31 protein-coding genes and 1 pseudogene are annotated in these 24,811 nt (G+C 72.3%); 17 read left to right on the forward strand and 15 right to left on the reverse strand.

Going from position 1 to position 24,811, the window contains the following annotated elements:
* Positions 1 to 103: 103 nt before the first annotated feature.
* The 5 genes from MICAU_RS25015 to MICAU_RS25035 all read right to left on the reverse strand — a co-directional run bounded on the left by MICAU_RS25015 (position 104) and on the right by MICAU_RS25035 (position 4,633).
* Positions 104 to 520, reverse strand: coding sequence for a CBS domain-containing protein (locus MICAU_RS25015; protein ID WP_013288135.1), 417 nt, complete (start codon positions 518 to 520; stop codon positions 104 to 106).
* A 64-nt stretch (positions 521 to 584) separates the two neighbouring features.
* Positions 585 to 827 (reverse strand): hypothetical protein, encoded by a 243-nt coding sequence (locus tag MICAU_RS25020; RefSeq protein ID WP_013288136.1) that lies wholly within the window; start codon positions 825 to 827, stop codon positions 585 to 587.
* Between the two features lie 53 nt (positions 828 to 880).
* Positions 881 to 1,903 carry an aspartate-semialdehyde dehydrogenase gene (locus tag MICAU_RS25025; RefSeq protein ID WP_013288137.1) on the reverse strand — a complete coding sequence of 341 codons (1,023 nt, stop codon included), beginning with the start codon at positions 1,901 to 1,903 and terminating at the stop codon, positions 881 to 883.
* 97 nt (positions 1,904 to 2,000) lie between these two features.
* Complete coding sequence (locus tag MICAU_RS25030; protein WP_013288138.1) at positions 2,001 to 3,344, reverse strand: M16 family metallopeptidase; 1,344 nt, start codon at positions 3,342 to 3,344, stop codon at positions 2,001 to 2,003.
* Complete coding sequence (locus MICAU_RS25035) at positions 3,344 to 4,633, reverse strand: M16 family metallopeptidase (protein WP_013288139.1); 1,290 nt, start codon at positions 4,631 to 4,633, stop codon at positions 3,344 to 3,346. The genes MICAU_RS25030 and MICAU_RS25035 overlap by 1 nt, the downstream gene beginning before the upstream one ends.
* 85 nt (positions 4,634 to 4,718) lie before the next feature.
* Here MICAU_RS25035 and MICAU_RS25040 point away from each other — a divergent pair, with 85 nt between their 5' ends.
* Positions 4,719 to 5,432 carry a hypothetical protein gene (locus MICAU_RS25040; protein ID WP_013288140.1) on the forward strand — a complete coding sequence of 238 codons (714 nt, stop codon included), beginning with the start codon at positions 4,719 to 4,721 and terminating at the stop codon, positions 5,430 to 5,432.
* On the opposite strand, the gene MICAU_RS25045 is transcribed toward MICAU_RS25040, so the two are convergent.
* A complete protein-coding gene (locus tag MICAU_RS25045; RefSeq protein WP_013288141.1) occupies positions 5,407 to 5,628 on the reverse strand; it encodes a hypothetical protein in 222 nt (73 codons plus the stop codon). The genes MICAU_RS25040 and MICAU_RS25045 overlap by 26 nt on opposite strands.
* 253 nt (positions 5,629 to 5,881) lie before the next feature.
* On the opposite strand from MICAU_RS25045, the gene MICAU_RS25050 reads away from it, so the two are divergent.
* The 3 genes from MICAU_RS25050 to MICAU_RS25060 are packed head-to-tail and all read left to right on the forward strand — an operon-like array spanning position 5,882 to position 7,490.
* The gene (locus tag MICAU_RS25050; protein WP_030271308.1) at positions 5,882 to 6,979 is read left to right on the forward strand and encodes a 3-deoxy-7-phosphoheptulonate synthase; all 1,098 of its coding nucleotides are present in this window, start codon (positions 5,882 to 5,884) and stop codon (positions 6,977 to 6,979) included.
* A gap of 40 nt (positions 6,980 to 7,019) precedes the next feature.
* Positions 7,020 to 7,253, forward strand: a complete 234-nt coding sequence (locus MICAU_RS25055; protein WP_018786980.1) for a hypothetical protein — start codon at positions 7,020 to 7,022, stop codon at positions 7,251 to 7,253.
* Positions 7,254 to 7,280: 27 nt separating this feature from the next.
* Positions 7,281 to 7,490 carry a hypothetical protein gene (locus tag MICAU_RS25060; RefSeq protein ID WP_013288144.1) on the forward strand — a complete coding sequence of 70 codons (210 nt, stop codon included), beginning with the start codon at positions 7,281 to 7,283 and terminating at the stop codon, positions 7,488 to 7,490.
* A 58-nt stretch (positions 7,491 to 7,548) separates the two neighbouring features.
* On the opposite strand, the gene MICAU_RS25065 is transcribed toward MICAU_RS25060, so the two are convergent.
* The 3 genes from MICAU_RS25065 to MICAU_RS25075 are packed head-to-tail and all read right to left on the reverse strand — an operon-like array spanning position 7,549 to position 8,739.
* The gene (locus MICAU_RS25065; RefSeq protein ID WP_013288145.1) at positions 7,549 to 8,088 is read right to left on the reverse strand and encodes a DUF1360 domain-containing protein; all 540 of its coding nucleotides are present in this window, start codon (positions 8,086 to 8,088) and stop codon (positions 7,549 to 7,551) included.
* Positions 8,089 to 8,122: 34 nt separating this feature from the next.
* A complete protein-coding gene (locus tag MICAU_RS25070; protein WP_013288146.1) occupies positions 8,123 to 8,440 on the reverse strand; it encodes a hypothetical protein in 318 nt (105 codons plus the stop codon).
* Positions 8,440 to 8,739, reverse strand: a complete 300-nt coding sequence (locus MICAU_RS25075) for a DUF6158 family protein (RefSeq protein ID WP_013288147.1) — start codon at positions 8,737 to 8,739, stop codon at positions 8,440 to 8,442. The genes MICAU_RS25070 and MICAU_RS25075 overlap by 1 nt, the downstream gene beginning before the upstream one ends.
* 123 nt (positions 8,740 to 8,862) lie before the next feature.
* Here MICAU_RS25075 and MICAU_RS25080 point away from each other — a divergent pair, with 123 nt between their 5' ends.
* Both MICAU_RS25080 and MICAU_RS25085 read left to right on the forward strand, forming a co-directional pair.
* Positions 8,863 to 9,291 (forward strand): hypothetical protein, encoded by a 429-nt coding sequence (locus tag MICAU_RS25080; RefSeq protein WP_041799106.1) that lies wholly within the window; start codon positions 8,863 to 8,865, stop codon positions 9,289 to 9,291.
* 25 nt (positions 9,292 to 9,316) lie between these two features.
* A complete protein-coding gene (locus MICAU_RS25085; protein ID WP_013288149.1) occupies positions 9,317 to 9,646 on the forward strand; it encodes a DUF3817 domain-containing protein in 330 nt (109 codons plus the stop codon).
* Between the two features lie 7 nt (positions 9,647 to 9,653).
* On the opposite strand, the gene MICAU_RS25090 is transcribed toward MICAU_RS25085, so the two are convergent.
* Entirely contained in the window at positions 9,654 to 10,172 is a 519-nt protein-coding gene (locus MICAU_RS25090) for a DUF6232 family protein (protein WP_013288150.1), read from the reverse strand.
* Between the two features lie 415 nt (positions 10,173 to 10,587).
* On the opposite strand from MICAU_RS25090, the gene MICAU_RS25095 reads away from it, so the two are divergent.
* Complete coding sequence (locus tag MICAU_RS25095) at positions 10,588 to 11,553, forward strand: C40 family peptidase (protein WP_013288151.1); 966 nt, start codon at positions 10,588 to 10,590, stop codon at positions 11,551 to 11,553.
* A gap of 72 nt (positions 11,554 to 11,625) precedes the next feature.
* On the opposite strand, the gene MICAU_RS25100 is transcribed toward MICAU_RS25095, so the two are convergent.
* The 3 genes from MICAU_RS25100 to MICAU_RS25110 form a co-directional block, all read right to left on the reverse strand.
* The gene (locus MICAU_RS25100) at positions 11,626 to 12,615 is read right to left on the reverse strand and encodes a sigma-70 family RNA polymerase sigma factor (RefSeq protein WP_041784543.1); all 990 of its coding nucleotides are present in this window, start codon (positions 12,613 to 12,615) and stop codon (positions 11,626 to 11,628) included.
* A 482-nt stretch (positions 12,616 to 13,097) separates the two neighbouring features.
* Entirely contained in the window at positions 13,098 to 14,045 is a 948-nt protein-coding gene (gene murQ / locus MICAU_RS25105; RefSeq protein ID WP_013288153.1) for an N-acetylmuramic acid 6-phosphate etherase, read from the reverse strand.
* Complete coding sequence (locus MICAU_RS25110; RefSeq protein ID WP_013288154.1) at positions 14,042 to 14,956, reverse strand: MurR/RpiR family transcriptional regulator; 915 nt, start codon at positions 14,954 to 14,956, stop codon at positions 14,042 to 14,044. The genes murQ and MICAU_RS25110 overlap by 4 nt, the downstream gene beginning before the upstream one ends.
* Positions 14,957 to 15,213: 257 nt before the next feature.
* Between MICAU_RS25110 and MICAU_RS25115 the strand changes: the two genes are divergently transcribed.
* Positions 15,214 to 15,891 carry an SDR family NAD(P)-dependent oxidoreductase gene (locus tag MICAU_RS25115; protein WP_013288155.1) on the forward strand — a complete coding sequence of 226 codons (678 nt, stop codon included), beginning with the start codon at positions 15,214 to 15,216 and terminating at the stop codon, positions 15,889 to 15,891.
* On the opposite strand, the gene MICAU_RS25120 is transcribed toward MICAU_RS25115, so the two are convergent.
* On the reverse strand, positions 15,876 to 16,622 hold the full coding sequence (locus MICAU_RS25120) for a dTMP kinase (protein ID WP_013288156.1): 747 nt from the start codon (positions 16,620 to 16,622) through the stop codon (positions 15,876 to 15,878). The two genes, MICAU_RS25115 and MICAU_RS25120, sit on opposite strands and share 16 nt — an antisense overlap.
* 149 nt (positions 16,623 to 16,771) lie before the next feature.
* Between MICAU_RS25120 and MICAU_RS25125 the strand changes: the two genes are divergently transcribed.
* The 5 genes and pseudogenes from MICAU_RS25125 (at position 16,772) to MICAU_RS25140 (ending at position 19,196) form a co-directional block, all read left to right on the forward strand.
* The gene (locus MICAU_RS25125) at positions 16,772 to 17,353 is read left to right on the forward strand and encodes a nucleotidyltransferase (protein WP_013288157.1); all 582 of its coding nucleotides are present in this window, start codon (positions 16,772 to 16,774) and stop codon (positions 17,351 to 17,353) included.
* Positions 17,354 to 17,409: 56 nt separating this feature from the next.
* Positions 17,410 to 17,619 (forward strand): hypothetical protein, encoded by a 210-nt coding sequence (locus MICAU_RS25130; protein WP_225319459.1) that lies wholly within the window; start codon positions 17,410 to 17,412, stop codon positions 17,617 to 17,619.
* 10 nt (positions 17,620 to 17,629) lie between these two features.
* Positions 17,630 to 18,410: pseudogene (locus tag MICAU_RS25135) on the forward strand (metallophosphoesterase family protein).
* The gene (locus MICAU_RS32770) at positions 18,401 to 18,547 is read left to right on the forward strand and encodes a GPGG-motif small membrane protein (RefSeq protein WP_013288160.1); all 147 of its coding nucleotides are present in this window, start codon (positions 18,401 to 18,403) and stop codon (positions 18,545 to 18,547) included. Before MICAU_RS25135 ends, MICAU_RS32770 begins: the two are co-directional and overlap by 10 nt.
* Before the next feature lie 151 nt (positions 18,548 to 18,698).
* Positions 18,699 to 19,196 carry a TspO/MBR family protein gene (locus MICAU_RS25140; RefSeq protein ID WP_013288161.1) on the forward strand — a complete coding sequence of 166 codons (498 nt, stop codon included), beginning with the start codon at positions 18,699 to 18,701 and terminating at the stop codon, positions 19,194 to 19,196.
* A 43-nt stretch (positions 19,197 to 19,239) separates the two neighbouring features.
* Here the strand turns inward: MICAU_RS25140 and MICAU_RS25145 are convergent, their stop codons facing one another.
* The gene (locus MICAU_RS25145; protein WP_013288162.1) at positions 19,240 to 20,016 is read right to left on the reverse strand and encodes a M23 family metallopeptidase; all 777 of its coding nucleotides are present in this window, start codon (positions 20,014 to 20,016) and stop codon (positions 19,240 to 19,242) included.
* A gap of 237 nt (positions 20,017 to 20,253) precedes the next feature.
* On the opposite strand from MICAU_RS25145, the gene MICAU_RS25150 reads away from it, so the two are divergent.
* The 4 genes from MICAU_RS25150 (at position 20,254) to MICAU_RS25165 (ending at position 24,805) form a co-directional block, all read left to right on the forward strand.
* On the forward strand, positions 20,254 to 21,594 hold the full coding sequence (locus MICAU_RS25150) for an ABC transporter substrate-binding protein (protein WP_013288163.1): 1,341 nt from the start codon (positions 20,254 to 20,256) through the stop codon (positions 21,592 to 21,594).
* A 71-nt stretch (positions 21,595 to 21,665) separates the two neighbouring features.
* Complete coding sequence (locus MICAU_RS25155) at positions 21,666 to 22,712, forward strand: carbohydrate ABC transporter permease (RefSeq protein ID WP_013288164.1); 1,047 nt, start codon at positions 21,666 to 21,668, stop codon at positions 22,710 to 22,712.
* A 1-nt stretch (position 22,713) separates the two neighbouring features.
* On the forward strand, positions 22,714 to 23,673 hold the full coding sequence (locus MICAU_RS25160; RefSeq protein ID WP_013288165.1) for a carbohydrate ABC transporter permease: 960 nt from the start codon (positions 22,714 to 22,716) through the stop codon (positions 23,671 to 23,673).
* Positions 23,674 to 23,734: 61 nt separating this feature from the next.
* Positions 23,735 to 24,805, forward strand: coding sequence for a LacI family DNA-binding transcriptional regulator (locus MICAU_RS25165; RefSeq protein ID WP_013288166.1), 1,071 nt, complete (start codon positions 23,735 to 23,737; stop codon positions 24,803 to 24,805).
* Positions 24,806 to 24,811 lie beyond the last annotated feature (6 nt).

Genomic DNA, 24,811 nt, shown 5'->3' on the forward strand with positions numbered 1-24,811 from the left:
ATCCGGGGTCAACCTCGCCCGAACCGGGTGAGCGCGGCGCCACGGCACGGACGCGCGACGCCGGCCCCCGAACCGGGAGCCGGCGTCACCGCGGCAGGCAAGTCTAGTTGTTGGGCTCGTCGGCGCTGATGTCCGCGAGCACCGACTGGGGTTCCCGCTCCACCGCCAGGTCACCCATGGAGATCAGGCCGACCAGCCGGCCGTCGTCGATCACCGGGAGGCGACGGACCGCGTACGTGCGCATCAGGTCCGCGGCGGCCACGGCGTCGTCGTACTGGCTGACGGTCACCACGTCCTTGCTGGTGACCTGGTTGAGCCGGGTGGCGGTGGGGTCCATGTTCTCGGCCACGCCCCGCACCGTGATGTCCCGGTCCGTCACGATGCCGACCACGTTGTCGCCGTCGGTCACCACCACGTCGCCGATGGCACTGTCGCGCATCTCCTGCGCGGCGGCCATGAGCGTGTCGTTGCCGTCCATCGTCACCAACCGGGTCGTCATGAACTCTCCGACCGTTGTCATGGTGCTCCCCTCTCGCTGTCGGCACCGCGGTCTACCCGCCGGCGCAGGCGGGGTAACGCGTGCCTCACCGCCGGTGGCGCAGCCGTCGGCGCAGGTCGTAGGAGCCGTTGCTGGACAGCCCGTAGAAGATCGGCAGCAGCAGGAGCACCACGAGCGCCGCCGGCACGCTCAGCAGCACGCCCACCAGACCGGCGATCGCGTACGCGAGCACGCCGAGCAGGGCCCGGACGCATTCGGCCTCGAAGAACCGCAGGTCATCGGCACCCCCGCCCTGCCGGCACGGGGCGGCCGGCGACCCGGCGGGCATACCCGCTGAGCAGGCGTCCGTGCCGGGTGGCCCGGCACGGACGCCCTGGCGGGTCAGCGCTCGGCGGCGACCAGCTCGGCGAGCTGCACGGCGTTCAGCGCCGCGCCCTTGCGCAGGTTGTCGTTGGCGCAGAACAGCGCGAGCCCGTGCTCGACGGTCTCGTCGGCCCGGATCCGGCCCACGTACGTCGGGTCCTGGCCGGCCGCCTCCAGCGGCGTCGGCACGTCGCGCAGCGCCACGCCGGGCGCGCCGTCGAGCAGCTCACGGGCCCGGTCCGGGTCGATCGGCCGGGCGAACCGGGCGTTGATCTGCAGCGAGTGGCCGGTGAAGACCGGCACCCGCACGCACGTGCCGGAGACCTTCAGCCCGGGGATCTCCAGGATCTTGCGGCTCTCGTTGCGCAGCTTCTGCTCCTCGTCCGTCTCGAAGGAGCCGTCGTCGACGATCGAGCCGGCCAGCGGGAGCACGTTGAAGGCGATCGGACGGGCAAACGAGCGCGGCTCCGGGAACTCCACCGCCCGGCCGTCGAAGGCGAGCCCGGCGGCGTCCTCGGCCACCTTGCGGACCTGCTCGTCCAGTTCCGCCACACCGGCCAGGCCGGCGCCGGAGACCGCCTGGTAGGTGGCGACGACGAGGCTGACCAGTCCGGCCTCGTCGTGCAGCGGGCGCAGCACCGGCATGGCGGCCATCGTGGTGCAGTTCGGGTTGGCCACGATGCCCTTCGGGCGGTCCGCGATCGCGTGCGGGTTGACCTCGGCCACCACCAGCGGCACCTGCGGGTCCATCCGGAACGCCGAGGAGTTGTCGATCACCACGGCGCCGGCCTCGGCGACCCGGGGAGCCAGCTCCTTCGCGGTCCCCTTGCCCGCCGAGAAGAGCACGATGTCCAGGCCGCGGTAGTCCGCGGTGGCCGCGTCCTCCACGGTGACCTCGCCGTCGCGCCAGGGCAGCGTGCGCCCGGCCGACCGGGCCGAGGCGAACAGGCGCACCTGCTCCGCCGGGAACTCGCGCTCCGCCAGCACCTGCCGCATGACGCCACCGACCTGGCCGGTGGCTCCCACAATGCCGATCCTCATGCCCGCGAGGCTACCCAGCCGGGCGGTGCGGGTGGGAAACGTTTCCCACCGCGCGGATGCGGGGCGACGGGAATCACAGGCCCGCCGCCCCGCCCGGTCACGTGTGGTCGACCACCTCGCCGAGACCGCTGGCGACCAGCTCGTCCCGGATGACCGCCGCGTCCCCCTCGATCACCATCGTCAGCGACTCCGGGTGCAGATAGGTGGCGGCCGCCGCGGAGACGTCCTCGACCGTCGCCGCGAGCAGTTGCTCCCGCAGCCGCGCGTGGTAGTCGTCCGGCAGGTCGTGCACGACCAGCGTGGTCAGGGCCGCGGCGATGGCCCGCGGGCTCTGCAACTCGACCGAGAGCTGCCCGGCCCGCCAGGAACGCGCCACCTCCAGCTCGTCCTCGGTGACACCGGTGAGCTGGGTACGCGAGATCTCGCCCACCGACTCGACGAGCGCCGGGGCGGTCACCGCGGTCTGCACGCCGGAGCTGACCGCGAACCGGCCGAACCGCCGGGACGAGGCGAAGTCGCCGCGGATCCCGTACGTGTAGCCGCGTACCTCCCGGATCAGGTGGTTGAGCCGGGACGTGAACGCGCCGCCGAGCACGGTGCCGGCGAGCGTCATCGGCACGTGGTCGGGGTGGGCGCGATGCGGGGACGGGTGGCCGAGCCGCAGCGTGGACTGCACCGAGCCGGGCCGGTCGACCAGGATGACCCGGCGCTGCCCGGCCAGCGGCACGTCGATCGGGCCGCCGCGTTCCACCGGGCCGCCGCCGGCGCCGGCGAACGCCGTCGCGGCGAGCGCGTCCAGGTCGATCCGCTCCAGGTCGCCGGCGACGACGAGCGTGCCGGGGCGGATGAACCACTCCGAGTGGAAGACGGTGACGTCGTCCACCTCCAGCGCGGCCACGCTGTCCGGGTCGCCGTAGAGCGGGCGGCCCCACCGGTGCTCCGCGCCGAACAGCTCGGCCCGGAGCACCGCGTCGGCACGCGGGCCGGGGTTGGCCCAGTCCATCCGCAGCGCGGTCGCCTCGTCGTCGCGTACGCGCAGTACGTCGGCCGGGTCGAGCCGGGGCGTACGGACCGCCTCGGCCAGCAGCTCCACCGCGGCGGTCAGCCGGTCCACCGGCACCTGCACGCTCACCTGGAACGAGTCCCAGTCGAGCCCGGTCGCCAGCTCGGTGCCGAGCGCCTCGATGGCCAGCGCGTACGCGGTGGCGTCCCGCTGCGCGGTGCCCTCCTCCAGCGCCTTGGCCAGCACCGCGCCGAGGCCCTCCTTGCCGACCGGCTCCCGGCCCGCGCCGCCGTCGAGCAGCAGCAACGCGACGGCGAGGTTCTGCCCGGGCAGGTGCGCGGCGACCACCTGACCGCCGGCCACCGTCCGCCGGACCACCTGCGGGAACCGGTAGGCGCGGGCGGCGCCGGGGCCGGGACGGGTGGCGATCAGCGACATCAGTTCTCCTCGGGCAGGTAGGTCAGGATCACCCGGTCGGCGGCGCCGAGCAGCTCGGCGGCCTGCTCGGCGATCTGCTCCGCGGTCACCGCGAGCCAGGCCGGCAGCCGGTCGGCCGCGCGGGCCGGGTCGCCGAACTGGGTGGCGTAGCGGCCGAGCGTGTCCGCCCGACCGTCGACGGTGGACATCTGCCGCCACCACATGGTGCTCAGCAGCGCCTTGGCGCGGTCCAGCTCGGCGGCGGTCACCGGCACGGTGGCCAGCTCGTCGACCACCTCGGCGAGCCCGTCGCGCAGCCGCTCGGCGCTCACCCCGGGACGGGCCGTGGCGGTGGCGATCAGCGGGGCGGGCGCGTGCGCGAGGTCCACCCCGTACGCGCCGACCAGGTCCGGCTGGGCGATCCGCTCACCGTCGGCGAGCCGCTGGTAGAGGCGGCTGCCCCGGCCGCTGCCGAGCACGGTGCCCAGCACCGTGGTCACGTCGTACCCCTGGGTGCCGAACGGGTGGGTGCGGTGCGCGACGTAGACGCGGGGGGCGGGCACGTCGGCGGTGACTGTCTCCACCGCCGGGCGGCCGGTGGCCGGCACGGTGCGGCCGTCCGGCGCGGCCGGGATGTCGGCGCGCGCGGTGAGACCGCCGAAGTACTTGTCGGCGAGCGCGAACACCTCCGCCGCCTCTGTGTCGCCGACCACTGTGAGGACCGCGTTGTTCGGCGCGTAGTACGTGCTGTGGAACTCCTGGAAGGTGGCCAGGTCGGCGGCGTTCAGGTCGGCCATCGACCCGATCGTCGCGTGGTGGTACGGGTGGCCCGGCGGGTAGAGCAGCGGCAGCAGCCGCAGCCACGCGTCGCCGTACGGCACGTTCTCGTAGCGCTGACGGCGCTCGTTCTTCACCACGTCACGCTGGTTGTCCAGCGTCTCCTGGGTCAGCGCCGGCACCAGCCCGCCCATCCGGTCGGCCTCCAGCCAGAGCGCCAGTTCCAGATGCTCGGCCGGGACCGTCTCGAAGTAGTTGGTCCGGTCCGGGTTGGTGGTCGCGTTGAGCGAGCCGCCCGCGCCCTGGATCAGCTTCATGTGCTCGGTCTTCGCCACGTTCACCGAGCCCTCGAACATGAGGTGCTCGAAGAGGTGGGCGAAGCCGGTCTGTCCCGCCGGTTCGTGGCGTGAGCCCACGTCGTACCAGAGGTTGACCGCCACGGCCGGGGCGGTGCGGTCCTCGCTCACCACCACACGCAGGCCGTTGTCCAGTCGGGTCGTCTCGATCGGCCAGGGGAAACCGCTGTCGGGCATGAGACGACGCTATCCGATCTCGGAGGCGGAAAGGTGACACGCGCGCCGGAGCATCGCCGGTGCGCGCCGGGGTACCCGTGCGGGCATGGCCGCCACCGCACCCTCCGCCGCCGAGCGCGCCGCCGCCGCGTTGGCCCGGCTCCGGCACGCCCGGCTGCTGCATCCGGCCGGGCGCACGTTCGCCGGCGAGACCCGGATCTGGGGTACGCCGGGACCGCCGACCGGGGTGCCGCTGCTCGACCTGCCGGGCCGGTGGCCGGCCACGATCCGCCTGTCCAAGGGCGTGCCGACGCCGGGTGGCTGGCCGGACGTGCTGGGCGTGGCGGTACGGCTGCACCGCGATCCGGAGCCGCCGGTGGACCTGCTGTGGAGTTCCAGCGCCGCCGCGCCGGTGCTGCGGAACCTGCCGCTGCCCCGGCGGCGCTTCACCGGGACGTACACGTCGATCATGCCGTTCCGGGCCGGCGGGCGGCGGCTGTTCCTGGCCGTGCTGGCCGACCCGGAGTCACCCGACCTGGGTCGCGGCCTGGCCGAGGCCGGCGCGGCGGTGGCCGGCGACGAGCCCCGGCTGGTGCTGGCGGTCGCCTCGGCGGTGGGCCGGTGGCGGCCGTTCGGCGAGGTACGCCTCGACGACGAGCGCGGCGCCGCCGAGGACGCCGCGCTCGCGTTCGATCCGATCGGCAACGTGCCGCCGGGGTTGCGTCTGGCCGGCCCGCTGGCCCGGCTGCGGGACGACAGTTACCGGGGTTCCCGCCGGGCCCGGGGTGCCGGGCTCAGTCGGGCGGCTCGACGGGGGTGACGGTCTGCTCGGACGTGCGGTGCTCCAGCACCGTGTCGGGGGCGGCGTTCTGGTCCGCCTCGCGGATGTCGGACTCGGTGAGGATCGCGTCGGCCTGCGCCTCCGCGTCGTCGCTGCCGGCCGCCGCCTCCTCCGGCAGCAGATGCGCTCGGGACTCGATCCGTTCCTGGTCGCTCGGGTCGTGGCTCGTGGTCATGCCGATCACATACCCCGCGTTCCGCACTTCGGAACGACAGCGGGCTTTCCGCCGCGCGTCGGGTACGCTGGCCGACGTGACGCGGTCGTATCGATGGTTTAGGCAGCCGGCTGGAGGAGCCGGTGACTCGACCATGAGCTGACGTCACCACCTCTTCGAGCCGGCGGGCAGGGATCGATTTCCCTGCCCTTTCGTATGCGAGCAGCCGGCTCGATCCCCCGGACCCGGCACGGGGGCACGGTCGGCGGAAGGAATCCCCACCGTGACCACGTCCCAGGACGCCCATCGGGTCATCGACCAGCGCATCGACCGTGTGGTGCCGCTGACCACCCCGGCCCTGCTGCACCACCACCTGCCGCTCGAGACCCCGCTGGCCGAGGCCGTCGTGGCGGGCCGCCGTGCCGTCGGCCGGGTGCTGGACCGCGACGACGACCGGCTGCTCGTCGTCGTCGGCCCCTGCTCCGTGCACGACCCGGCCGCCGCCCTGGAGTACGCGGGCCGGCTGCGCGAGGCCGCCGCCCGGGTCGCCGACGATTTGCTCGTGGTGATGCGTGTCTACTTCGAGAAGCCGCGCTCGACGGTGGGCTGGAAGGGCCTGATCAACGACCCGGCGCTGGACGGCTCCGGCGACGTGAACACGGGCCTGCGTACCGCGCGGGCGCTCCTGCTCGACGTGCTGCGGCTGGGCCTGCCGGTGGGCTGCGAGTTCCTCGACCCGATCACCCCGCAGTACATCGCGGACACGGTGGCCTGGGGCGCGATCGGCGCGCGGACGGTGGAGAGCCAGGTGCACCGGCAGCTCGCCTCCGGGCTGTCCATGCCGATCGGCATGAAGAACCGCCCGGACGGCAGCATCGCCACCGCCGTGGACGCGATCCGGGCCGCCGGGGTGCCGCACGTCTTCCCCGGCATCGACGTCTCCGGCACCCCGGCGATCATGCACACCCGGGGCAACGCGGACGGGCACCTCGTGCTGCGTGGCGGGGGCGGCCGGCCGAACTACGACGCGGAGTCGGTGGCCGGGGCGCTGGAACTGCTGCGGGCCGCGGGCCTGCCGGAGCGGGTGGTGGTCGACGCCAGCCACGCCAACAGCGGCAAGGACCACCGCAACCAGCCGCTCGTCGCCGCCGACGTGGCCGCCCAGCTCGCCGCCGGCCAGCGCGGGATCGCCGGCATCATGCTGGAGAGCTTCCTGGTGCCGGGCCGGCAGGACCTGGACCCGACCCGGGAGCTGGCGTACGGCCAGTCGGTCACCGACGCCTGCATCGGCTGGGACGCCACCGCCGAGGTCCTCGACCACCTCGCCCAGGCCGTGCGGGCCCGCCGGGCCACGCTCCCGGCGCCGGCCTGAGCGGGGTTGGGGCGAGTTTGACCGGTTCGGTGCCGGGTAGGTGGTCGGCGTGACCGATGACGCGCCCGTGACCGAGCAGCCCGACACCAGGCCGCTCGACGACCTGCTCGACGACATCTACCACGGCCAGGAGCGGATCACCCAGGCGGACATCTACCGCCGGGCGGTGGCCGCCGAACTCCCCGCGGAGCTGCTCACCCGGATCGCCGCACTCCCCCAGGGCGAGTACGCGGCGGACGAGGCGGCGGATCTGCTGGGCGGCACGGTCGCCTGAGCCCCCGGAAGACCGAGAGGACGCGAGATGACCGATCGCAACCCCGACCACGAGCACCTGGCGGCGCTCGGCCAGCCCCCGGAGGGCGTCGACACGCTGCCGGAGCCGGACTTCGCCAACGAGCACGAGCGCACCGCTGTGGACCGGGACGTCGTCACCGGGGAGGACGAGGACGAGCGGGAGCCGGAGGCGTCGCGCGGCTGGGCCGGCGAGGACCACGGCACCACCCCCACCTGACCGTGGGAGACACGGAAAAGGGGGCCGGCGCGCGCCGGCCCCCTTTCGTGTCCTCGGGTCACGCCTCGTGGCGACCGCCCTCGGCCGCCTGCTGGGCGACCGCGTACCCCATCTGGAGGAAGTCGGAGGCGGCCACCGCGGTCAGCGCGGTGGCGACCAGCCGGGTCAGCCGGGGCGCCAGCACCAGACCGCCGGTGAGCCCGGTGGCCACCCACACCGCCAGGCAGAACGGGCAGCTCACCAGCTCGCCGAGCGCGTGCCGGGTCGGGCTGCCCTCGTCGCGGACCTGCTCCATCACCTCGCCGCTGCCGATCGGGTGGTCGTAGCGGGTGAACGGCGCCCGCAGCGGGCTGGTGATCGCGTCCTTGGACAGCAGCCGGCTGAGCTTGTGCGTGGCGATCGAGAGCAGCACCACGTCCGCGGGCGTGGGCCGCTCGGGCACCGGCCGGCCGGTCGCGCGGACCAGGCCGACGAGCGCGGCTGTGACACCGGCGTACGTGCCCATCGCCTTCAGGTAGCCCTCCAGCGGCCGGTGCTCGTGCGGTGCGTACGCCTGGCGCAGGCGCGCCACCTTCTGCTTCAGGCCACTCCCGGTCAACCCGGCCTCCTCGTGCTCGTCGTGCGGGCCGGGCTCAACCGGCGGTCAGGTTGTCGGCCACCTCGCGGTCGAGGTTGGCCAGGATCTCGTCGGCCAGGTCGTGGTCCGGCCCGGCCAGGTCCAGCCGCACCCGGGCGCCGCCCGCGCCGGCCGGCTCCACGTCGATCTCGGCGGACCAGTCCGCGGCACTCCACCGGGCCCGCATGTCGTCGGCGTCGACGACCTCGACCCGGCATGTGCCGGAGCTGCGCAGCCGCTCGGGCAGCCAGGCCGAGGAACGGTCCGGATCGGTGGCCGTGTTGAACACCACCTCCGGCGGCGCGGACATGCCGCGCTCGGCGTGGCTGGCCATCAGGCGTCCCGCAGCCGGCTCGGGTCGACCTCCCGGCCGGGGTGCCGGGCCAGGTACTCCGTCTCCAGTTCGGCGGTGCGCCGCAGGTGGTTGGCGAGCGCCGAGTCGGTGGCGTGCCGCAGCGTGTCCAGCCGGGTGCGGTGCAGGCTCTGCATCTCCCGGACCAGGTCGTCGTCACCCAGCTCCACCGGGTCCACCCCGAGTTGCTCGCCGTCCGCGTCGACGGTACGGGCGTGGTCGCCGTCCCACTCCGCGACCCGCTGTTCCGGGCTCGCGTCCCGGCGTACCGATTCGGTCATCGTCGCCCCCTCGTCTCGTTCGGGTTGGCACCTGTTCGGATGCCCAGCGGGCGTGTCACCAAACCCCGCCCGGACTACGACGCCGTGTCGGAGACGACCGGCGGCCCCGGTACTCTCGTTGGCATGAATCGGCTCTGGACACCGGCGTGGATCGTCCGCCACGTGGCCATGGTCGTGCTCGTGGCGGGTTGCCTCGGCATGGGTTGGTGGCAGGTCACCCGCGCCGCCGGGGGGAACGCGATCAGCTTCGGTTACGCGATCGAGTGGCCGGTCTTCGCCGGTTTCGTGATCTTCGTCTGGTGGCGTGAGGTCCGCCAGACGCTGCGCGCCGCCGACCCGGCGTCGGCGCCGGCGGAGGACACCGCGCCGTCGGCCGGTCCCGCGCCGTCGGTGACCGCCGGCACCCCGGCGGTACGCCGGCCGGTGCGCGTCGTGCGGGCGCCGTCCGCCCCGGCCGACGGGGCGGACGACGCCGAGCTGGCCGCGTACAACAGCTACCTATCCTGGTTGAACGCCAATCCGGGCGCCCGGCCCGGCGACTATCCCGGCTGAGGCCGGTGCGGAAGGACGGACGACGGTGGGCGGAGCCTTTACCCGGTACCGCGTGATCGCCTGGATCGTGGGCGTGGCGCTCGTGGTGCTGGTCCTGATCGGCATGCCGCTGAAGTACGGCTTCGACAACCCGAGCGTGGTGGCCGTGGTCGGCGTGGCGCACGGCTGGCTGTACATGCTCTATCTGGCGCTCACGTTCGATCTGTCGCGCCGGGCGAACTGGCCGCTGAAGCGGATGCTGCTGGTGATGCTCGCCGGCACCGTGCCGTTCGTCTCGTTCTACGCCGAGCGGCGGGTGAGCCACTGGGTGGCCGCCGAGGCCCGGCCGCGGACGCCGGAGCCGGTCGCGGGCTGACCGCGTCTCACCGGGCCGGCCGCCACGGCTCGGCCGCCGGCGGGTCGGCCCAGCCGCCCAGCCGCGCCGCCTCCCGGGCCCGCCCCAGCGCGCGGGCGACCTGGCCGAACTGCCGCTCGTCGTCGCTGCTGAACAGCAGCACCTCGGTGCCGCGCACCCGTCCCCACAGCTCGTGCGAAGGGGGCCGCACGCGGTCGCCGATCAGCACGAGCAGCAGCGGCACCAGCCCGACGGCGCCGAGCATGAGGTACGCCCCGGCGGTGAGCCGGTGCAGGCCGCCGGTGAAGCCGAGCAGCAGGCCGACCGCGGCGATCATCGCGGCGGACACGGCGACCGCCCGGATCGCGAGCCGGTCGTGCGGCCCGCGGTCGGTCCGGAGCTGGGTGATCTCGGCCACCGGCCAGCTGTTGCGGCCGACGGTGAAACGCTCGGCGGTGACGACGATGCCGGGCCGGGCGTAGAGCAGCCTGGGTGCGGCCGGTCGCGGCGAGCGGGGCGGCTGGGCGGCGGAGCGGTCGGTCTGCACGGCGGCCTCCCGGGAGCAGGGATCCCGTGGTGGGATTTCCCGTCCGGGCTTCATTGTGTTGGCCTCGCGCCACCTGACCTCGGGGTTTCGGCGGTCGCGGGGGTCATCGGCCCGGCCCTGCCCGCCGGAAACAGAGAACGATTTCCGTCTTTGTCATGACTTTGCCTGGCGTTGCCTGGCGACATCCGCCCAGAACGACGAATCGGGCGAGTCGCCTCATCCACCCACCGGTTCCCCCTCATCACTTTCCGCCACTTTGCCAACTTTCGCCCCTGCTTGAACTCCCGACTACTGCGATCACGGGTTAGGTTGTCCAGGTCGGCCCGGTCGACAGCCGTCCACCCGGACGGCCCCGGGCCGGTGTCGCCGGGTCGCGAACGTGCCCGGCGACCGGTGGGAGAGGAGCTTTCCGCTCTTGTCGTCCTTACGGATGCTGCTCCGCTCGCTGGCGGTGGCCGGCCTCTCGGCCGCGTTGCTCGCCCCGGCGCAGGTGGCCCGGGCCGAGCCGACCCCCGCCGAGCTGACGAAGCAGATCGAGAAGTCCTCGACTGAGCTGGAGCGAATCGTCGAGTCCTACAACAAGCTCAACGAGGACATCAAGACCAACAAGGCCACCGCGGCCAAGTTGGAGGCCCGGATCGGGCCGCTGCAGGAACAGGCCGAACGCAGCCGCGCCGACGTGGGCGTGCTGGCCGCGACGGCGTACAAGACCGGCGGCATGCGCACCGCGGCGGCCCTGCTGGACCCGGGCGGCCAGGCCACCCTGCCGGAGCGGCTGGGCACGCTCGACCAGCTCACCCGCCAGCGGCAGCGCACCATCAACAGCTTCACCGCCGACCAGAAGCGGCTGATCGACCAGAAGACCGCGCTGGACGTCACGCTCGCCCGAGAGGCGGCGCAGGCCAAGCAGCTCAAGTCCGCGAAGACGCGGATCGAGGCGGACCTGTCCGACCTCTACGAGATGCGGCGCAAGGCGTACGGGCGGGCCACGGAGGCACCCGGCAACCCCAGCTCGGCGGGCAAGCCGCCGGCCGTCTCCGGCGACGCCGGCACGGCGGTGCGGTACGCCTACGGCGCGGTCGGCAAGCCCTACGGCTACGCCCAGGACGGCCCCGGCAGCTACGACTGCTCCGGCCTGACGCTCGCCGCCTGGCGGGCGGCCGGGAAGTCGCTGCCGCACAGCGCGGCGCAGCAGTGGGGGGCCACCACGCGGATCAGCCGCAGCCAGCTGCAACCGGGTGACCTGGTGTTCTACTCCGGGCTCGGGCACGTGGCGCTCTACGTCGGCAACGGCCAGATCATCGACGCGCCCAGCGCCGGACGCAACGTCAGCAAGCGCGGCATGAACATCATGACGATCGCCGGCTACGGCCGGGTCTGAGCACCGCGAAGACGGCGAACGGCCGGCGTCCCCCTGTCGGACGCCGGCCGTTCGCCGTTCATTGTTACCAGGTCAGGCCGCCTGGAGCCCCTCCGCGCGAGCCAGCTCACGCAGCCGGCCGAGAGCCTGGATCTCCAGCTGGCGGATGCGCTCGCGGGACAGCGAGAACCGCGACGCGACCTCGGTCAGCGAGTGCTCCCGCCCGTCCTCCAGGCCGTACCGCGCCCGCATGATGCCGGCGGAACGGTCGTCGAGGTGGTTGAGCAGGCCCTCGATCCGCTGCCGCTCCAGGCCGGTCAGCACGATCTCCTCGGGCGACGGCGCGTCGCTGTCGGCGACCAGGTCACCGAGGTTGGTGTCACCGTCGTCACCCACCGGGGTGTCCAGCGAGACGGTGTCCTGCGACCAGCGGACCAGCTCGTTGACCCGCTCGACGGTCACGCCGAGCGCGGTCGCGATCTGCTCCGGCTCCGGGTCGCTGCCCAGCTCACGGGTGAGCTGCCGGGCCACGTTGCGCATCCGGTTGACGTCCTCGACCAGGTGCACGGGCAGCCGTACGGTCCGCTCCTGCTGGGCGATCGCCCGGCTGATGGCCTGACGGATCCACCAGGTCGCGTAGGTGGAGAACTTGAAGCCCCGCTCGTAGTCGAACTTCTCGACCGCCCGGACCAGGCCGGTGTTGCCCTCCTGGATCAGGTCCAGCATGGGCATCCCGGAGCGCACGTAGCGCCGGGCGATCGACACGACCAGTCGCAGGTTCGCGCGGATGAACAGGTCCTTCGCGCGCTCACCCTCGGCGACCAGCCGCTCCAGGTCCTCCCGGTCGACGCCGTCGGGGATCCGATCCTCGTCGAGCAGGTGCTCGGCGTAGAGGCCCGCCTCGATCGCCTTGGAGAGGTCGACCTCCCGGGCGGCGTCGAGCAGCGGCGTCCGGGAGATCTCGTGCAGGTAGACGCCGACCAGGTCCCGCTCCTCGGCGACCTCGTCGGTACGCATGCCGATGTTCTTGTCCACGATTGCCACGGTCCCCTCGCTCGCGCCGGTTGCCCGGTTCCTTGCCATCCCCACGTTCATCAGCCCTCCCCGTAACCTCCGCTGTGCCCGTAGGTGCTGACACCTACACAACAGATGTGACGCGTCGGGGATTCCATGTCGTGAGTCGAAACTGTCACGAATGCCTGAGTAGTAGCTGAGAGCCCGGTCCATGTTTCCTGTTACCGGCCCGGTTCGGGCGGCTCGCGGGCGCCGTTTTCGGCGCACACCGGAGCTGCGAAATCGCCGTTCGCCCATGGAATGGCACCATTGCCTGTTCCATGAACACAGCGAGCCGCGTCACCGAGTCGTTGCGATCCTGGTCACTGCGAGATACGCGCCTGCGGACCGGTCGGTTCAGCCGTGCTCAAGGATTACCCTCCGCCTCGTTGAACAATCCGTGCGGGAGGAGTCGTCCCCTCCCTGCACGTGATACGCGTCGCACCCGCCTGGCGGATGCGCCGGGCGGGTGGATCGGCGGTACGGGGCCGGCCCGCGGGCGGGCCGGACGGTCAGGAGGCGAGCAGTTCGAGCGCGCCGCGTACCTGGTGGGCGGAGCGGGCCAGCGCGGCCCGGGCGGCCGGCACCTCGGCGCCGGAGACGAGCGCGACGAGCGCGGTCTTGAGGTCGCCGTCGGCCTCCCGCAGGGCGACCCGGCACACCTCCTCGGCGCAGCCGGTGGCCTCCATGAGAATCGAGATCATGCGGCCGCGCAGTTTGGCGTTGGTCGCCACCATGTCGATCATGAGGTTCGAGTAGACCCGGCCCAGACGCACCATCACGGCCGTGGAGAACGTGTTGAGCACCAGCTTCTGCGCCGTGCCGGCCTTCATCCGGGTCGACCCGGTGACCACCTCCGGCCCGGTGTCCACCCCGATGAAGACGTCCACCGACGCGGCGGCCTCGGCCTCCGGATTCGCGCAGAGCAGCACCGTACCGGCCCCCTGCGCCCGGGACGCGGCGAGCGCCCCGAGGACGTACGGGGTGCGCCCGCTGGCCGCCAGGCCCACCACGAGGTCGCCGTGGCGTACGCACTCGGCGGCGTCGGCGGCGCCACCGCGCTCGTCGTCCTCGGCGTCCTCGACGGCCCGCCACATCGCGTCCGGGCCGCCGGCGAGGTGCGAGCAGAACCAGTGCCGCGGCGAGTTGAACGTCGGCGCCAGTTCGGCCGCGTCCAGCACGCCGAGGCGACCGGAGGTGCCGGCCCCGAAGTAGTGCACCCGGTGCCCGTCGCGCAGCGCGGCCACGGCCAGGTCGACCGTCTCGGCGATCTCGTCCAGCACCGCGGCGACCGCGGCCGGCACCCGCCGGTCCGCCTCGTTGATCACGGTGAGCACGTCCCGGGTGGACATCAGGTCGAGGTCGACGCTGTGCGGGTTGCGCCGCTCGGTCGGCGCGCCGACGCGCACCACCGGTCGCACCGCCGCCACGCCGTCCCGCTCCACCCGACCCGCCGTCATCCCCGCCTCCGCCCGGGGCCGACCCGGTGCGACTGGACCGCCTCGGCGGTGGCCTCCAGGGCCTTCTTCGTCCGGGCCCGGCTGCGGGCGGCCACACCGACGAAGAGGCAGTCGACCACTGTGAGCTGGGCCAGCCGGCTGGCGGTCGCGCCGGAGCGGTATGTCGTCTCCCGGGCGGCAGTGGTGAGCACGTGGTCCGCGACCTCGGTGATCGGCGAGCGCGGGAAGTTGGTCAGCGCCACTGTCGTGGCACCGCGCGCCCGGGCCTGCTCCAGCACCTCGATGACGTCGGACGTGGTGCCGGTGTGCGAGATGCCGACCGCCACGTCGCCGCGGCCCAGCAGGGCGGCGGAGGTGAGCGCGGTGTGCACGTCCGGAAAGTAGAACGCGATGCGGCCGATGCGGTGCAGCTTCTGCTGGAAATCGGAGGCGACGAAGCCGCTGGCGCCCGCGCCGTAGACGTCGATCCGGCCGGCCGCGCCGATCGCCTCGACCACTCGCTCGCAGACCGCCGGGTCGAGCTGCTCGGCGGTCTCCTCCACGGCCCGGGCGTCGTTGAACGCGATCGTGGCGATGATCTGGGCGAGGTCGGCACCCGGCGGGATGTCGCCGCCGACCACCCGCGCGTCCGGCGGCTCGATCCGGCGGGCGGCCTCGGCGGCGAGCCGGATCCGCAGCTGGGGGTAGCCGTCCATGCCGACCGAGCGGCAGAAGCGGATCACTGTCGCCTCGGACGTCTCGGCGGCGGTGGCGAGGTCGGTGATCGTACGCCGGGCCGCGTCCGCCGGATCGGCGACGACCAGCCGGGCCACCCGCTGTTCGGCCGGGGACAGCGAGGGCAGCAGGCCGCTGATGTGGACGATCAGTCCACCGGGCTCGTGACTCGCAGAAATCTTCGAACTCTTCGCCACGGATGAAACTTACTTTCACACGGCGTGAGCGTCAACCATGACACCGCGTATCGGGAAATTTACCGTCTTCCGTGCCCGCCGCCGGGCCAAGGATCCCATTGTCGCAGCCCCGCCGCCTCATCCGCTCCGGTCGAGTCACTCCTGCCGCCCGACGTGCCGGTCCGCCGTCGCGCGGCAGGGCCTGCCTGGTCGGCCTCGACCGGACGGGCCGGACGGCCCACCGGTCCGTCGGCAGGGCGGTTGGCTAGCGTGTGTCCATGACGGAACGCACGGTGCTGGTGACCGGAGGCACGGGTGGGCTCGGCGGCGCGGTCACCGCCGCCTTCCTCGACGCGGGCTGGCGGGTGGTCGTACCCCAGCGGGAGCCCGGGACGGACGACGGCCCGGTCCGGGTCGTGGCCGACCTGCTGACGCCCGAGGGGGCCGCGCGGGCGGTCGAGGCCGCGACCGCCGAACCGGCCGCACCGCTGCGCGCGGTGGTCAACCTCGTCGGCGGGTACGCCGCCGGCGCCCTGGTGCACGAGACCCCGGTCGAGGACTTCGAGCGGATGCTGCGGCTCAACCTGCGCCCGACGTACCTGGTCACCCACGCGGCGCTGCCGCACCTCATGGCGTCCGGCGACGGCGCGGTGGTCTGTGTCTCGGCCCGGGCGGCGGTCACGCCGTTCCCCGGCGCCTCCGGCTACGCCACCGCGAAGGCCGCGGTGCGGGCGTTCGCCGAGACGGTCGCGGTCGAGTACCGGCAGCGCGGCGTGCGGTGCAACACCGTGCTGCCGAGCGTCATCGACACCCCGGCCAACCGCGCCGCCCAGCCCGACGCCGACCACGGGCGCTGGGTGCCGCCGGCCGAGATCGCCGAGGTGATCCGCTTCCTGGCCTCCCCCGAGTCCGCGCCCACCAGCGGCGCGAGCATCCCGGTCTACGGGCGGGCCTGAACCGGCACCGGCCCGTCCCGCCCGGCGCCACCGACCGGGCGGCGCGGGCCGGCCGGAGCCGGGCCGGCCGGAGCCGGGCCGGGACCGGCTGACGGGTCGTCGGGCAGCCACTCGCTCAGGTGCGCCCGGATCCGGCGGGCCACCTCCTCCGGCGGGCCGGTGCCGTCCACCACCACGAAGCTGCCGTACTCCGGCAGGTCCCGGTACGCGGCGGCCGCGGCGGTCAGCCACTCCATGGTCTCGTGGTCGGTGCCGCGCCGCTCGATCCGCCGGTACGCCTCGGCGGGGTCGACGGTGAGCAGGAACGTCACCCGGGGCGCCGGGAAGATCCGGTACCCGGCCCGGGCCAGCCGCTCCCACCGCTGCCCGCCGTGTGCCCGGATGCTGGCGTACTGGCAGGCGGACCACCTGTCCATCACCGCGGTACGCCCGGTCACCAGACAGCTGAGCAGCGCGAGCGCGATGGCCAACCATCGCAGCACCGACTCGACCACGAGCAGGCCGTCGCGCCCGACGAGCCGCTGCGCGTCCGGACGGCCGACCCGCTGGGCGATACGGCCGAGCCAGCGTCGGCCACCGGCGTTGCGGTGGTACGTGGCGGGACGGCCGGCCGCGGTGAGCGCCTGGGCGAGCCGGTGGGCCTGGGTGGTCTTACCTGAGCCGTCGATGCCGATCAGGGCGACGGTGCGCAGTCGGGCCCTGCCCCGCCGCGTCCGCAGTGAGCTGGCCACCCTCCCGAGGTTATCCGACCGATGCTCACACCGGCCCGTATGTCGCTTTCCTGCCCTGGCGGGCCGATCGCGCCGCAACAGGTGTGACCGGAGCGTCCGCCGGGTACGCATCGTGGTCCCACCGCCCAATGACGACGAGGGAGCCGCAGATGGCCGAGCGCGGGGACGAGACCCTGGTGCACACGCTGAAGAAGGTCGCCGCCGTGCTCAAACAGTCCGAGATCCCGTTCGCGCTCGGTGGCAGCTTCGCGGTGTACGCGCACGGCGGTCACTCCAGCGACCACGACGTGGACTTCCTGCTTCGCGAGGTGGACGTCGACCGGGCGCTGGAGGCGCTGGTCGAGGCCGGCTTCACCGCCGAGCGCCCGCCGGAGGACTGGCTGGTCAAGGTCTACGACGAGGACCGGATGGTGGACCTGATCCACCGGCCGGTGGAGACGCCGGTGACCGAGGAGACGTTCGCCGACACGATCGTGCGCCCGGTCGACGCGATCCACATGCCGGTGCTCTCGGCCAGCCAGCTCATGGTGCACAAGCTGCTCAGCTTCTCCCAGCACTACTGCGACTTCGCCCGCGCCCTGCCGCTGGCCCGCTCACTGCGGGAACAGATCGACTGGGAACGGGTACGGAAGGAGACGCAGCACTCGCCGTACGCGGAGGCGTTCCTGGTGCTGCTCGACCGGCTGGACGTGCTGCCCGGCGGCGCGCCTGGCGGAAGGGAGACCCTGTGACCGGACTGTCCGGCGACATTCCCCCCGACGAGTACGTCGAGGCGGAGATCCAGAGCATGCTGGCCGAGGACCCGACCGTGGCCGAGCAGGGCATCACGGTGGTGCGGCGGGAGAACGGGCTGGTGCTCTACGGCGAGGTGGAGAGCCCGCACCGGCGGGAGGAGATCCTGCGGCGGGTGGCCGAGCGCTTCCCGGACACCCACGTGACGAGCGACATCGGGGTGATCCGCACGCAGGCGCCCACCCAGGTCGAGGAGTTGCCGTGAGGGAGGTTCGATGGTGATCCGGATCGCCGCCGTGGGCGACGTGCATCTGGACGAGGACGTGGTGGGCCGGTTCCGCCCCGCGCTGGAGGAGTTGCCCGGCTGCGCCGACGTGCTCCTGCTCGCCGGTGACCTGACCCGGCACGGCACCGAGGCCGAGGCGCGGTGCGTGGCCCGGGAGTTCGGCGACCTCGGCGTACCGGTGATCACCGTGCTCGGCAACCACGACCACCAGTGCGACGAGGTGCCGCAGGTGGTGAAGGTGCTGGAGGACGCCGGGATCACGGTGCTGGAGGGCACCGGCGTCGTGGTGGACACCCCCGGCGGACGGCTCGGGGTCGCAGGCGTGAAGGGGTTCGGCGGCGGGTTCGCCGGGCGGTGCGCCAGCGACTTCGGCGAGCCGGAGATGAAGGCGTTCGTGCGGACCACCAGGGAGAGCGCCGACGCGCTGACCGACGCGCTGCTCTCGCTGGACTGCGACGCGCTCGTCGCGCTCACCCACTACTCCCCCGTACCGGACACGCTCGCCGGCGAGCCGCTGGAGATCTACCCGTTCCTCGGCTGCTACCAGCTCGGTCAGGCGATCGACTCCGCACCTACCGCGCTGGCGCTGCACGGGCACGCCCACCACGGCACCGAGCGCGGCACCACACCGGGCGGGGTCCGGGTCCGCAACGTGGCCCACCCGGTGATCAAACAGGCGTACAGCGTCTTCCACCTGGGCGGTGATCAGCTCGACTGAGCGGGAGGTTTCCGGTATCGGGCGCACGGGTATCCAGCCGACATGGAGCTGATTCTCTGGATTCTCGCAGTCGTACTGGTGGTCGCCGGAATTCTCGCCCTGTTCCGCCGGCAGATCCTCTGGGGCATCGTCCTCATCGTCGTCGGCCTGCTGGTCGGCCCGGGTGGCGTCAGCATCTTCAACACGTAACAGCGGTTCTCGTACCCGCCGGGGTCGCCGGGCCCGGGTGTTCCGTCCTGCCGGACCGGAACGTCCGGGCCGGGTGACTCCGGCTTTTCCGCGTCCGGGTCCGGCGGCGCCCGGGCGTTTGCCGGGCCGGTCGAGCGGAAACATCTCGGCCATGGAGATGCCGCAGAGTGTCACCCGGCGCACCGCCGGAGCCCGCCAGTGGTTGGCGTTGCTCGGCTTCGGCGCCGCCACCTTCGCCGCCGCCGCGATCGGCGGGCTGGGTGTCCAGGGCACCTCCGCCGAGTACCAGGGCCTGGAGCAGCCCGCCTGGGCGCCGCCGTCGTGGCTGTTCGGCCCGGTCTGGACCGTGCTCTACGTGCTCATCGCGATCGCCGGCTGGCTGGTCTGGCGGCGGGTCGGTTTCGGCCCCGCGCTCTGGGCCTGGGTCGTGCAGCTCGTGCTGAACGCGATCTGGACCCCGCTGTTCTTCGGCGCCGGGGCGTACGGGCTGGCGTTCGCCGAGATCGTGCTGATGTGGCTGGCGATCGGGGTGACGGTGGCCCTGTTCCGGCGCGTCTCCCGACCGGCCACGCTGCTGATGCTGCCGTACTGGGCCTGGGTGACGTTCGCGTCCGCGCTGAACTTCGCGGTGTGGCGGCTGAACTCCTGACCGGTACGGGCGCGGGAGCCGCTCGCCCCCGCGCCCGCCCGGTTCAGCAGCGGGGTACGCCCGGGATGTAGCCGTCGTACCCGGTGTAGACGTACGCGTCGGAGATGAACCGGCCGGAGCCGATCCGGTCCCAGATCGAGCTGGTGCCGTAGGTGCCGGTGACGCTGGTGCCGCTGGTCTGGCACTGGATGGTCACCTTCGCCCCGTCGGCCACCGTGCCGACCGAGCTGTAGCCGGTGCCGGGGCCGGAGCGGACCGTCAGCGGGGAGCCGGCCGTGTTGACGGTGCCCTCGCCGGTGTTCGTCCCGCCGCAGCCGTTGTCACTGGTGTAGGTCTTGGTGCCCCAGTAGAGCGCCTGGACGCCGTTGAACTTGATCTTCACAGAGCTGCCGTTGAGACGCTGCTCGTAGTGCAGGTGCGGGCCGGTGGAGCCGCCGGTCGTGCCGACGTACCCGATCACCCGGCCGTAGCCGACGGTCTGCCCGACGGAGACGTTGAAGGCGTTCAGGTGGGCGTAGTAGGTGGTGTGACCGCCGCCGTGGTTGATCCGGACGTACTTGCCGTAGCTGGTGTCGCCGAGGTTGGTCACCACGTCGACAGTGCCGGGTGCGCTGGCGACCACCGGGTCGCCCAGGTCGTCGGTGCGGTTGAAGTCGATCGCGTTGGCCGGGCTGTGGTTGGTCCGGGTCTGACCGGACCAGGACTGGTTGCACGGGAACGGGACCTTGAACGTCGGGGCGGCCATCGCCGGCGCGGCCGGTACGAGGGTCGCCGCCAGGACCGCGGCGCTCGCCCCGAGGGCGAGCCATCGCTTACGCATCCACTGCCTCCAATGTTGAAAGTCTTCAATGTGATGCGGACATCCTGACAGAAAGTTCCGTTCCCGGGAAGATTCGTGGGAGCGCACCCATCACCGGTGGTCAGGGTTTCGGGATTGTTACCGGGCCGTGTCCGGCCAGGGGTGGACCCGGCACGATGCAAGCGCTTACATGTGAGGACGACCATCGGACCGGCGCGGGTTCGATCCCCCCACGCGCCGGCAAGGAAGGAGATCGGCATGGCGTTTGCCAGATCGCGCCAGGCGCTCGCGGTCGCCGGCGTCCTGGGGCTGGCGCTCGGCGTCGCCGCCTGCGGCACCGGCAACGACAAGAAGAGCAGCAACGCGGGCTCGGCCGAGTGCGGCGCATATGAGAAGTACGACGGTCACGACGGCAAGAAGGTGACCATCTACTCCTCGATCCGTGACATCGAGGACGAGCGCCTCCAGCAGTCCTGGAAGGAGTTCGAGGACTGCACCGGCATCGAGATCGACCACGAGGGCTCCGGCGAGTTCGAGGCGCAGCTGCCGGTGCGGGTGGACGGCGGCAACGCCCCCGACCTCGCCTTCATCCCGCAGCCGGGTCTGCTGAAGCGGTTCGTCGACTCGGGCAAGCTCAAGCCGGTCGGCGCCGACACCAAGGCGATGGCCGAGCAGAACTACTCCGCCGACTGGCTGAAGTACAGCACCGTCAACGGCCAGCTCTACGGCGCCCCGCTCGGCTCGAACGTGAAGTCCTTCGTGTGGTACTCGCCGAAGACCTTCAAGGAGAAGGGCTGGACGGTCCCCACCACGTGGGACGACATGATCAAGCTCTCCGACCAGATCGCGGCCAGCGGCACCAAGCCGTGGTGCGCCGGCATCGAGTCCGGTGACGCCACCGGCTGGCCGGCCACCGACTGGATCGAGGACGTGCTGCTGCGTACCGGCGGCCCGGACGTCTACGACAAGTGGACCACCCACGAGATCCCGTTCAACGACCCGCAGGTGGCTGACGCCCTCAACCGGGCCGGCAGCATCCTGAAGAACGAGAAGTACGTCAACGGCGGCTTCGGCGGCGTGAAGAGCATCGCCACCACCTCCTTCCAGGAGGGCGGCACGCCCATCACCGCCGGCAAGTGCGCGCTGCACCGCCAGGCGTCCTTCTACGCCAACCAGTGGCCCGAGGGCACCAAGGTGGCCGAGGACGGCGACGTCTTCGCGTTCTACTTCCCGGCCATCGACCCGTCGAAGGGCAAGCCGGTGCTGGGCGGCGGCGAGTTCGTCGCGGCCTTCGCCGACCGTCCCGAGGTCCAGGCGGTGCAGACCTACCTGGCCTCCGGCGAGTACGCCAACAGCCGCGCCAAGATCGGTGACTGGGTCTCCGCGAACAAGAAGCTGGACCTGAACAACGTCCCGAACCCGGTGGACAAGCTCTCCGTGGGCATCCTCCAGGACGAGAAGACGGTCTTCCGCTTCGACGGTTCGGACCTGATGCCGGCCGCGGTCGGCGCCGGCACCTTCTGGAAGGGCATGGTGGCCTGGATCAACGGCAAGGACACCACCGCCGTCCTGAACGACATCGAGGGCAGCTGGAAGTGATCTAGCAGGTGGCCCGGTCCGCGGACGCGGACCGGGCCACCTCTGCTAGCCGAACCCTTGAGGGAGGGTCGATGGAGTTCGACTTCGCGGCGGAGCAGCCGAAGTTCCTCATGCTCATGTACGGGCTGATCGCCTTCGTCGCGGTGGTGGGCGGGCTGCTCCTGCTTCTCGACGTGGTGCCGTCGTTCTTCGCCCGGCGCCGGGAGGCGCAGCTGGTCGCGGCCTCCGCGAGCGGCGCGCCGCTGCCCCGCCGGCGCAAGCAGCGCGAGGGCACGTTCGCGTTCTTCTTCCTGTTGCCGACGCTGCTGCTGCTCGCCGTCGGGCTGGTGGTCCCCGCCATCCGCACCACGCTGCTCTCCTTCATGGACTCCGGCAGCAACAACTGGGTGGGCCTGGACAACTACCGCTGGATGTTCGCCGAGGACTCGATCGTCCGGGTCCTGATCAACACGCTGATCTGGGTGCTCCTGGTGCCGCTGGTGGCCACCGGGTTCGGCCTGATCTACGCGGTCCTGGTGGACAAGGCCCGGTTCGAGGCCGTGGCCAAGTCCCTGATCTTCCTGCCGATGGCGATCTCGTTCGTCGGCGCCTCCATCATCTGGAAGTTCGTCTACGCCTACCGGGGCGAGGGCGACCAGATCGGCCTGCTCAACCAGATCGTGGTGAGCCTGGGCGGCGAGCCGAAGCAGTGGCTGCTGGACTCGCCGCTGAACACGTTCCTGCTCATCGTGATCATGGTGTGGATCCAGGCCGGTTTCGCGATGGTGGTGCTCTCCGCCGCGATCAAGGCCATCCCGGCCGACATCGTCGAGGCGGCCCGGCTGGACGGCACCACCCCGTGGCAGATGTTCTGGCGGATCACCATGCCGAGCATCCGGCCGGCGCTGATCGTCGTGGTGGTGACGCTGTCCATCGCGACGCTCAAGGTCTTCGACATCGTCCGGACCGCCACGAACGGCAACTACGACACGAACGTGATCGCGACCGAGATGTACAACCAGGCGTTCCGCTACCAGGAGAACGGTCAGGGCTCGGCGCTGGCGGTGTTCCTGTTCGTCCTGGTGATCCCGATCGTGATCTACCAGATCCGCAACCTGCGCAAGCAGCGGGAGGGCTGAGATGACCACCGCCACGCCCACCGTCGGAGTCGGCGCCCAGGCCACCGAGCCGACCACCCGGGGCGCCCGGGTGCGCAAGCGCCTGAACAGCCGTACCGCCACGCTCGTGTCGATCGTGATCGCGGTGCTCTGGACGATCCCGACCTTCGGCCTGTTCATCTCCTCGATCCGGCCGGAGAACGAGATCAAGACCACCGGGTGGTGGACGTTCTTCAGCAACCCGCAGATCACGCTGGAGAACTACCAGGAGGTGCTGTTCAGCCGCGGCTCGTCCGGGCAGCTGGCCAGCTACTTCATCAACTCGCTGGCGATCACCATCCCCTCGGTGCTCTTCCCGCTGGCCTTCGCGTCGCTCGCCGCGTACGCGCTGGCGTGGATGAACTTCAAGGGGCGGGACTGGGTCTACATCGGGATCTTCGCGCTGCAGATCGTGCCGTTGCAGATGGCCCTTGTGCCGCTGCTGCGGTTCTTCTCCACCGGCGTCACCATCGCCGGGGTGCAGATCCTCCCCGCGTGGGACCTGGTCGACGAGCAGAAGTTCGCCCAGGTGTGGTTCGCGCACACCTGCTTCGCGCTTCCGTTCGCCGTGTTCCTGCTGCACAACTTCATCTCGCAGCTCCCCGGCGACCTGATGGAGGCGGCCCGGGTCGACGGGGCCACCCACCCGAAGATCTTCCGCACCATCGTGCTGCCGCTGATCACGCCCGCGCTGGCGGCGTTCGGCATCTTCCAGTTCCTCTGGGTCTGGAACGACCTGCTGGTCGCGCTGATCTTCGCCGGCGGCGGCGACGAGACCGCCCCGATGACAGTCCGGCTCGCGGAGCTGGCCGGCACCCGCGGCAACGAGTGGCAGCGGCTGACGGCCGGCGCGTTCGTGTCGATCGTCGTACCGCTGATCGTGTTCCTGTCCCTCCAGCGCTTCTTCGTGCGAGGTCTGCTCGCCAGCAGCGTCAAGGGTTGATCCGGCGCCCCGCCGCCGGCACGGCCGGCGGCGGGGTCCGGGTCACAGCGGGGAGCTCACGATGACCAGGATTGACGACGTCGCCCGTCTGGCCGGGGTCTCCACGGCCACCGTCTCCCGGGCGCTGCGGGGCCTGCCGACGGTCTCGGCCGCGACCCGCCGCCGGGTGCTCGCCGCCGCCGAACAGCTCCAGTACGCGGTGTCGCCCAGCGCGAGCCGCCTGGCCGGCGGCCGGACCGGCACCGTGGCGGTGGTGGTGCCCCGGATCACCAGATGGTTCTTCGGCACCGTGGTGGAGGCGGTCGAGGAATTCCTCCAGGACAGCGGCTACGACCTGCTGCTCTACAACCTCGGCGGCCGGGAGCAGACCCGGCAGCGGGTGCTGCGCACGGCGAGCCTGCACAAGCGGGTGGACGCGATCATCCTGGTCGCGACCCCGCTGCGCGCGGCCGACGTGCACGCGCTGACGAAGCTGGACCTGCCGGGCGTGACGATCAGCTCCGGCAGCGAGGTGCCCGGGTGGCCCTGCGTCCGGATCGACGACGTGGCCGCTGCCCGGACCGCCACCCGCCACCTGCTCGACCTCGGCCACACCCGGATCGCGCACATCTCCGGCGACCCGGACGACGAACTGGCCTTCACCACCCACCTGGACCGGCGGCGCGGCTACCAGGAGGCGTTGCGGGCCGCCGGGCTGCGGCCCGACCCGAGCCTCGACGTCGAGTCGCGCTTCACCATCGACGGGGGCACCCGGGCCACCACCGAGCTGCTGGCCCGGGGCGAGCCGCCGACGGCCATCTTCGCCGCCTGCGACGAGATGGCGATGGGCGCGATCACCGCGCTGCGCGACGCCGGGCTGCGGGTGCCGGAGGACGTCAGCGTGATGGGCATCGACGACCACGACCTGGCCGGCGTGCTCGGGCTCTCGACGATCGCCCAGCCGGCCGCCGAGCAGGGGCTGCTCGCCGCCCGCATCCTGCTCGACCCGCTCGGCGTACGGGCCGCCGAGCCGTACCCCGGCCTGGTGCCCGCGCCGCGCGGCCCCGACACCGACGACGGGACACCGCCCCCGGTGATCCTGCCCACTCGCCTGGTGGTGCGCGAATCGACAGCGCCGCCCCGGGCACACTGAAGAACT

The sequence above is a fragment of the Micromonospora aurantiaca ATCC 27029 genome (assembly GCF_000145235.1).
Lineage (GTDB): Bacteria > Actinomycetota > Actinomycetes > Mycobacteriales > Micromonosporaceae > Micromonospora > Micromonospora aurantiaca.

Excerpts from the sequence above, each read along its gene's own strand:
- MICAU_RS25015 (WP_013288135.1), bottom strand. The coding sequence starts at position 520 with ATGACAACGGTCGGAGAGTTCATGACGACCCGGTTGGTGACGATGGAC.
- MICAU_RS25020 (WP_013288136.1), bottom strand. The coding sequence starts at position 827 with ATGCCCGCCGGGTCGCCGGCCGCCCCGTGCCGGCAGGGCGGGGGTGCC.
- MICAU_RS25025 (WP_013288137.1), bottom strand. The coding sequence starts at position 1,903 with ATGAGGATCGGCATTGTGGGAGCCACCGGCCAGGTCGGTGGCGTCATG.
- MICAU_RS25030 (WP_013288138.1), bottom strand. The coding sequence starts at position 3,344 with ATGTCGCTGATCGCCACCCGTCCCGGCCCCGGCGCCGCCCGCGCCTAC.
- MICAU_RS25035 (WP_013288139.1), bottom strand. The coding sequence starts at position 4,633 with ATGCCCGACAGCGGTTTCCCCTGGCCGATCGAGACGACCCGACTGGAC.
- MICAU_RS25040 (WP_013288140.1), top strand. The coding sequence starts at position 4,719 with ATGGCCGCCACCGCACCCTCCGCCGCCGAGCGCGCCGCCGCCGCGTTG.
- MICAU_RS25045 (WP_013288141.1), bottom strand. The coding sequence starts at position 5,628 with ATGACCACGAGCCACGACCCGAGCGACCAGGAACGGATCGAGTCCCGA.
- MICAU_RS25060 (WP_013288144.1), top strand. The coding sequence starts at position 7,281 with ATGACCGATCGCAACCCCGACCACGAGCACCTGGCGGCGCTCGGCCAG.
- MICAU_RS25070 (WP_013288146.1), bottom strand. The coding sequence starts at position 8,440 with ATGGCCAGCCACGCCGAGCGCGGCATGTCCGCGCCGCCGGAGGTGGTG.
- MICAU_RS25075 (WP_013288147.1), bottom strand. The coding sequence starts at position 8,739 with ATGACCGAATCGGTACGCCGGGACGCGAGCCCGGAACAGCGGGTCGCG.
- MICAU_RS25080 (WP_041799106.1), top strand. The coding sequence starts at position 8,863 with ATGAATCGGCTCTGGACACCGGCGTGGATCGTCCGCCACGTGGCCATG.
- MICAU_RS25100 (WP_041784543.1), bottom strand. The coding sequence starts at position 12,615 with ATGGCAAGGAACCGGGCAACCGGCGCGAGCGAGGGGACCGTGGCAATC.
- murQ (WP_013288153.1), bottom strand. The coding sequence starts at position 14,045 with ATGACGGCGGGTCGGGTGGAGCGGGACGGCGTGGCGGCGGTGCGACCG.
- MICAU_RS25115 (WP_013288155.1), top strand. The coding sequence starts at position 15,214 with ATGACGGAACGCACGGTGCTGGTGACCGGAGGCACGGGTGGGCTCGGC.
- MICAU_RS25125 (WP_013288157.1), top strand. The coding sequence starts at position 16,772 with ATGGCCGAGCGCGGGGACGAGACCCTGGTGCACACGCTGAAGAAGGTC.
- MICAU_RS25130 (WP_225319459.1), top strand. The coding sequence starts at position 17,410 with ATGCTGGCCGAGGACCCGACCGTGGCCGAGCAGGGCATCACGGTGGTG.
- MICAU_RS32770 (WP_013288160.1), top strand. The coding sequence starts at position 18,401 with ATGGAGCTGATTCTCTGGATTCTCGCAGTCGTACTGGTGGTCGCCGGA.
- MICAU_RS25140 (WP_013288161.1), top strand. The coding sequence starts at position 18,699 with ATGGAGATGCCGCAGAGTGTCACCCGGCGCACCGCCGGAGCCCGCCAG.
- MICAU_RS25145 (WP_013288162.1), bottom strand. The coding sequence starts at position 20,016 with ATGCGTAAGCGATGGCTCGCCCTCGGGGCGAGCGCCGCGGTCCTGGCG.
- MICAU_RS25150 (WP_013288163.1), top strand. The coding sequence starts at position 20,254 with ATGGCGTTTGCCAGATCGCGCCAGGCGCTCGCGGTCGCCGGCGTCCTG.
- MICAU_RS25155 (WP_013288164.1), top strand. The coding sequence starts at position 21,666 with ATGGAGTTCGACTTCGCGGCGGAGCAGCCGAAGTTCCTCATGCTCATG.
- MICAU_RS25160 (WP_013288165.1), top strand. The coding sequence starts at position 22,714 with ATGACCACCGCCACGCCCACCGTCGGAGTCGGCGCCCAGGCCACCGAG.
- MICAU_RS25165 (WP_013288166.1), top strand. The coding sequence starts at position 23,735 with ATGACCAGGATTGACGACGTCGCCCGTCTGGCCGGGGTCTCCACGGCC.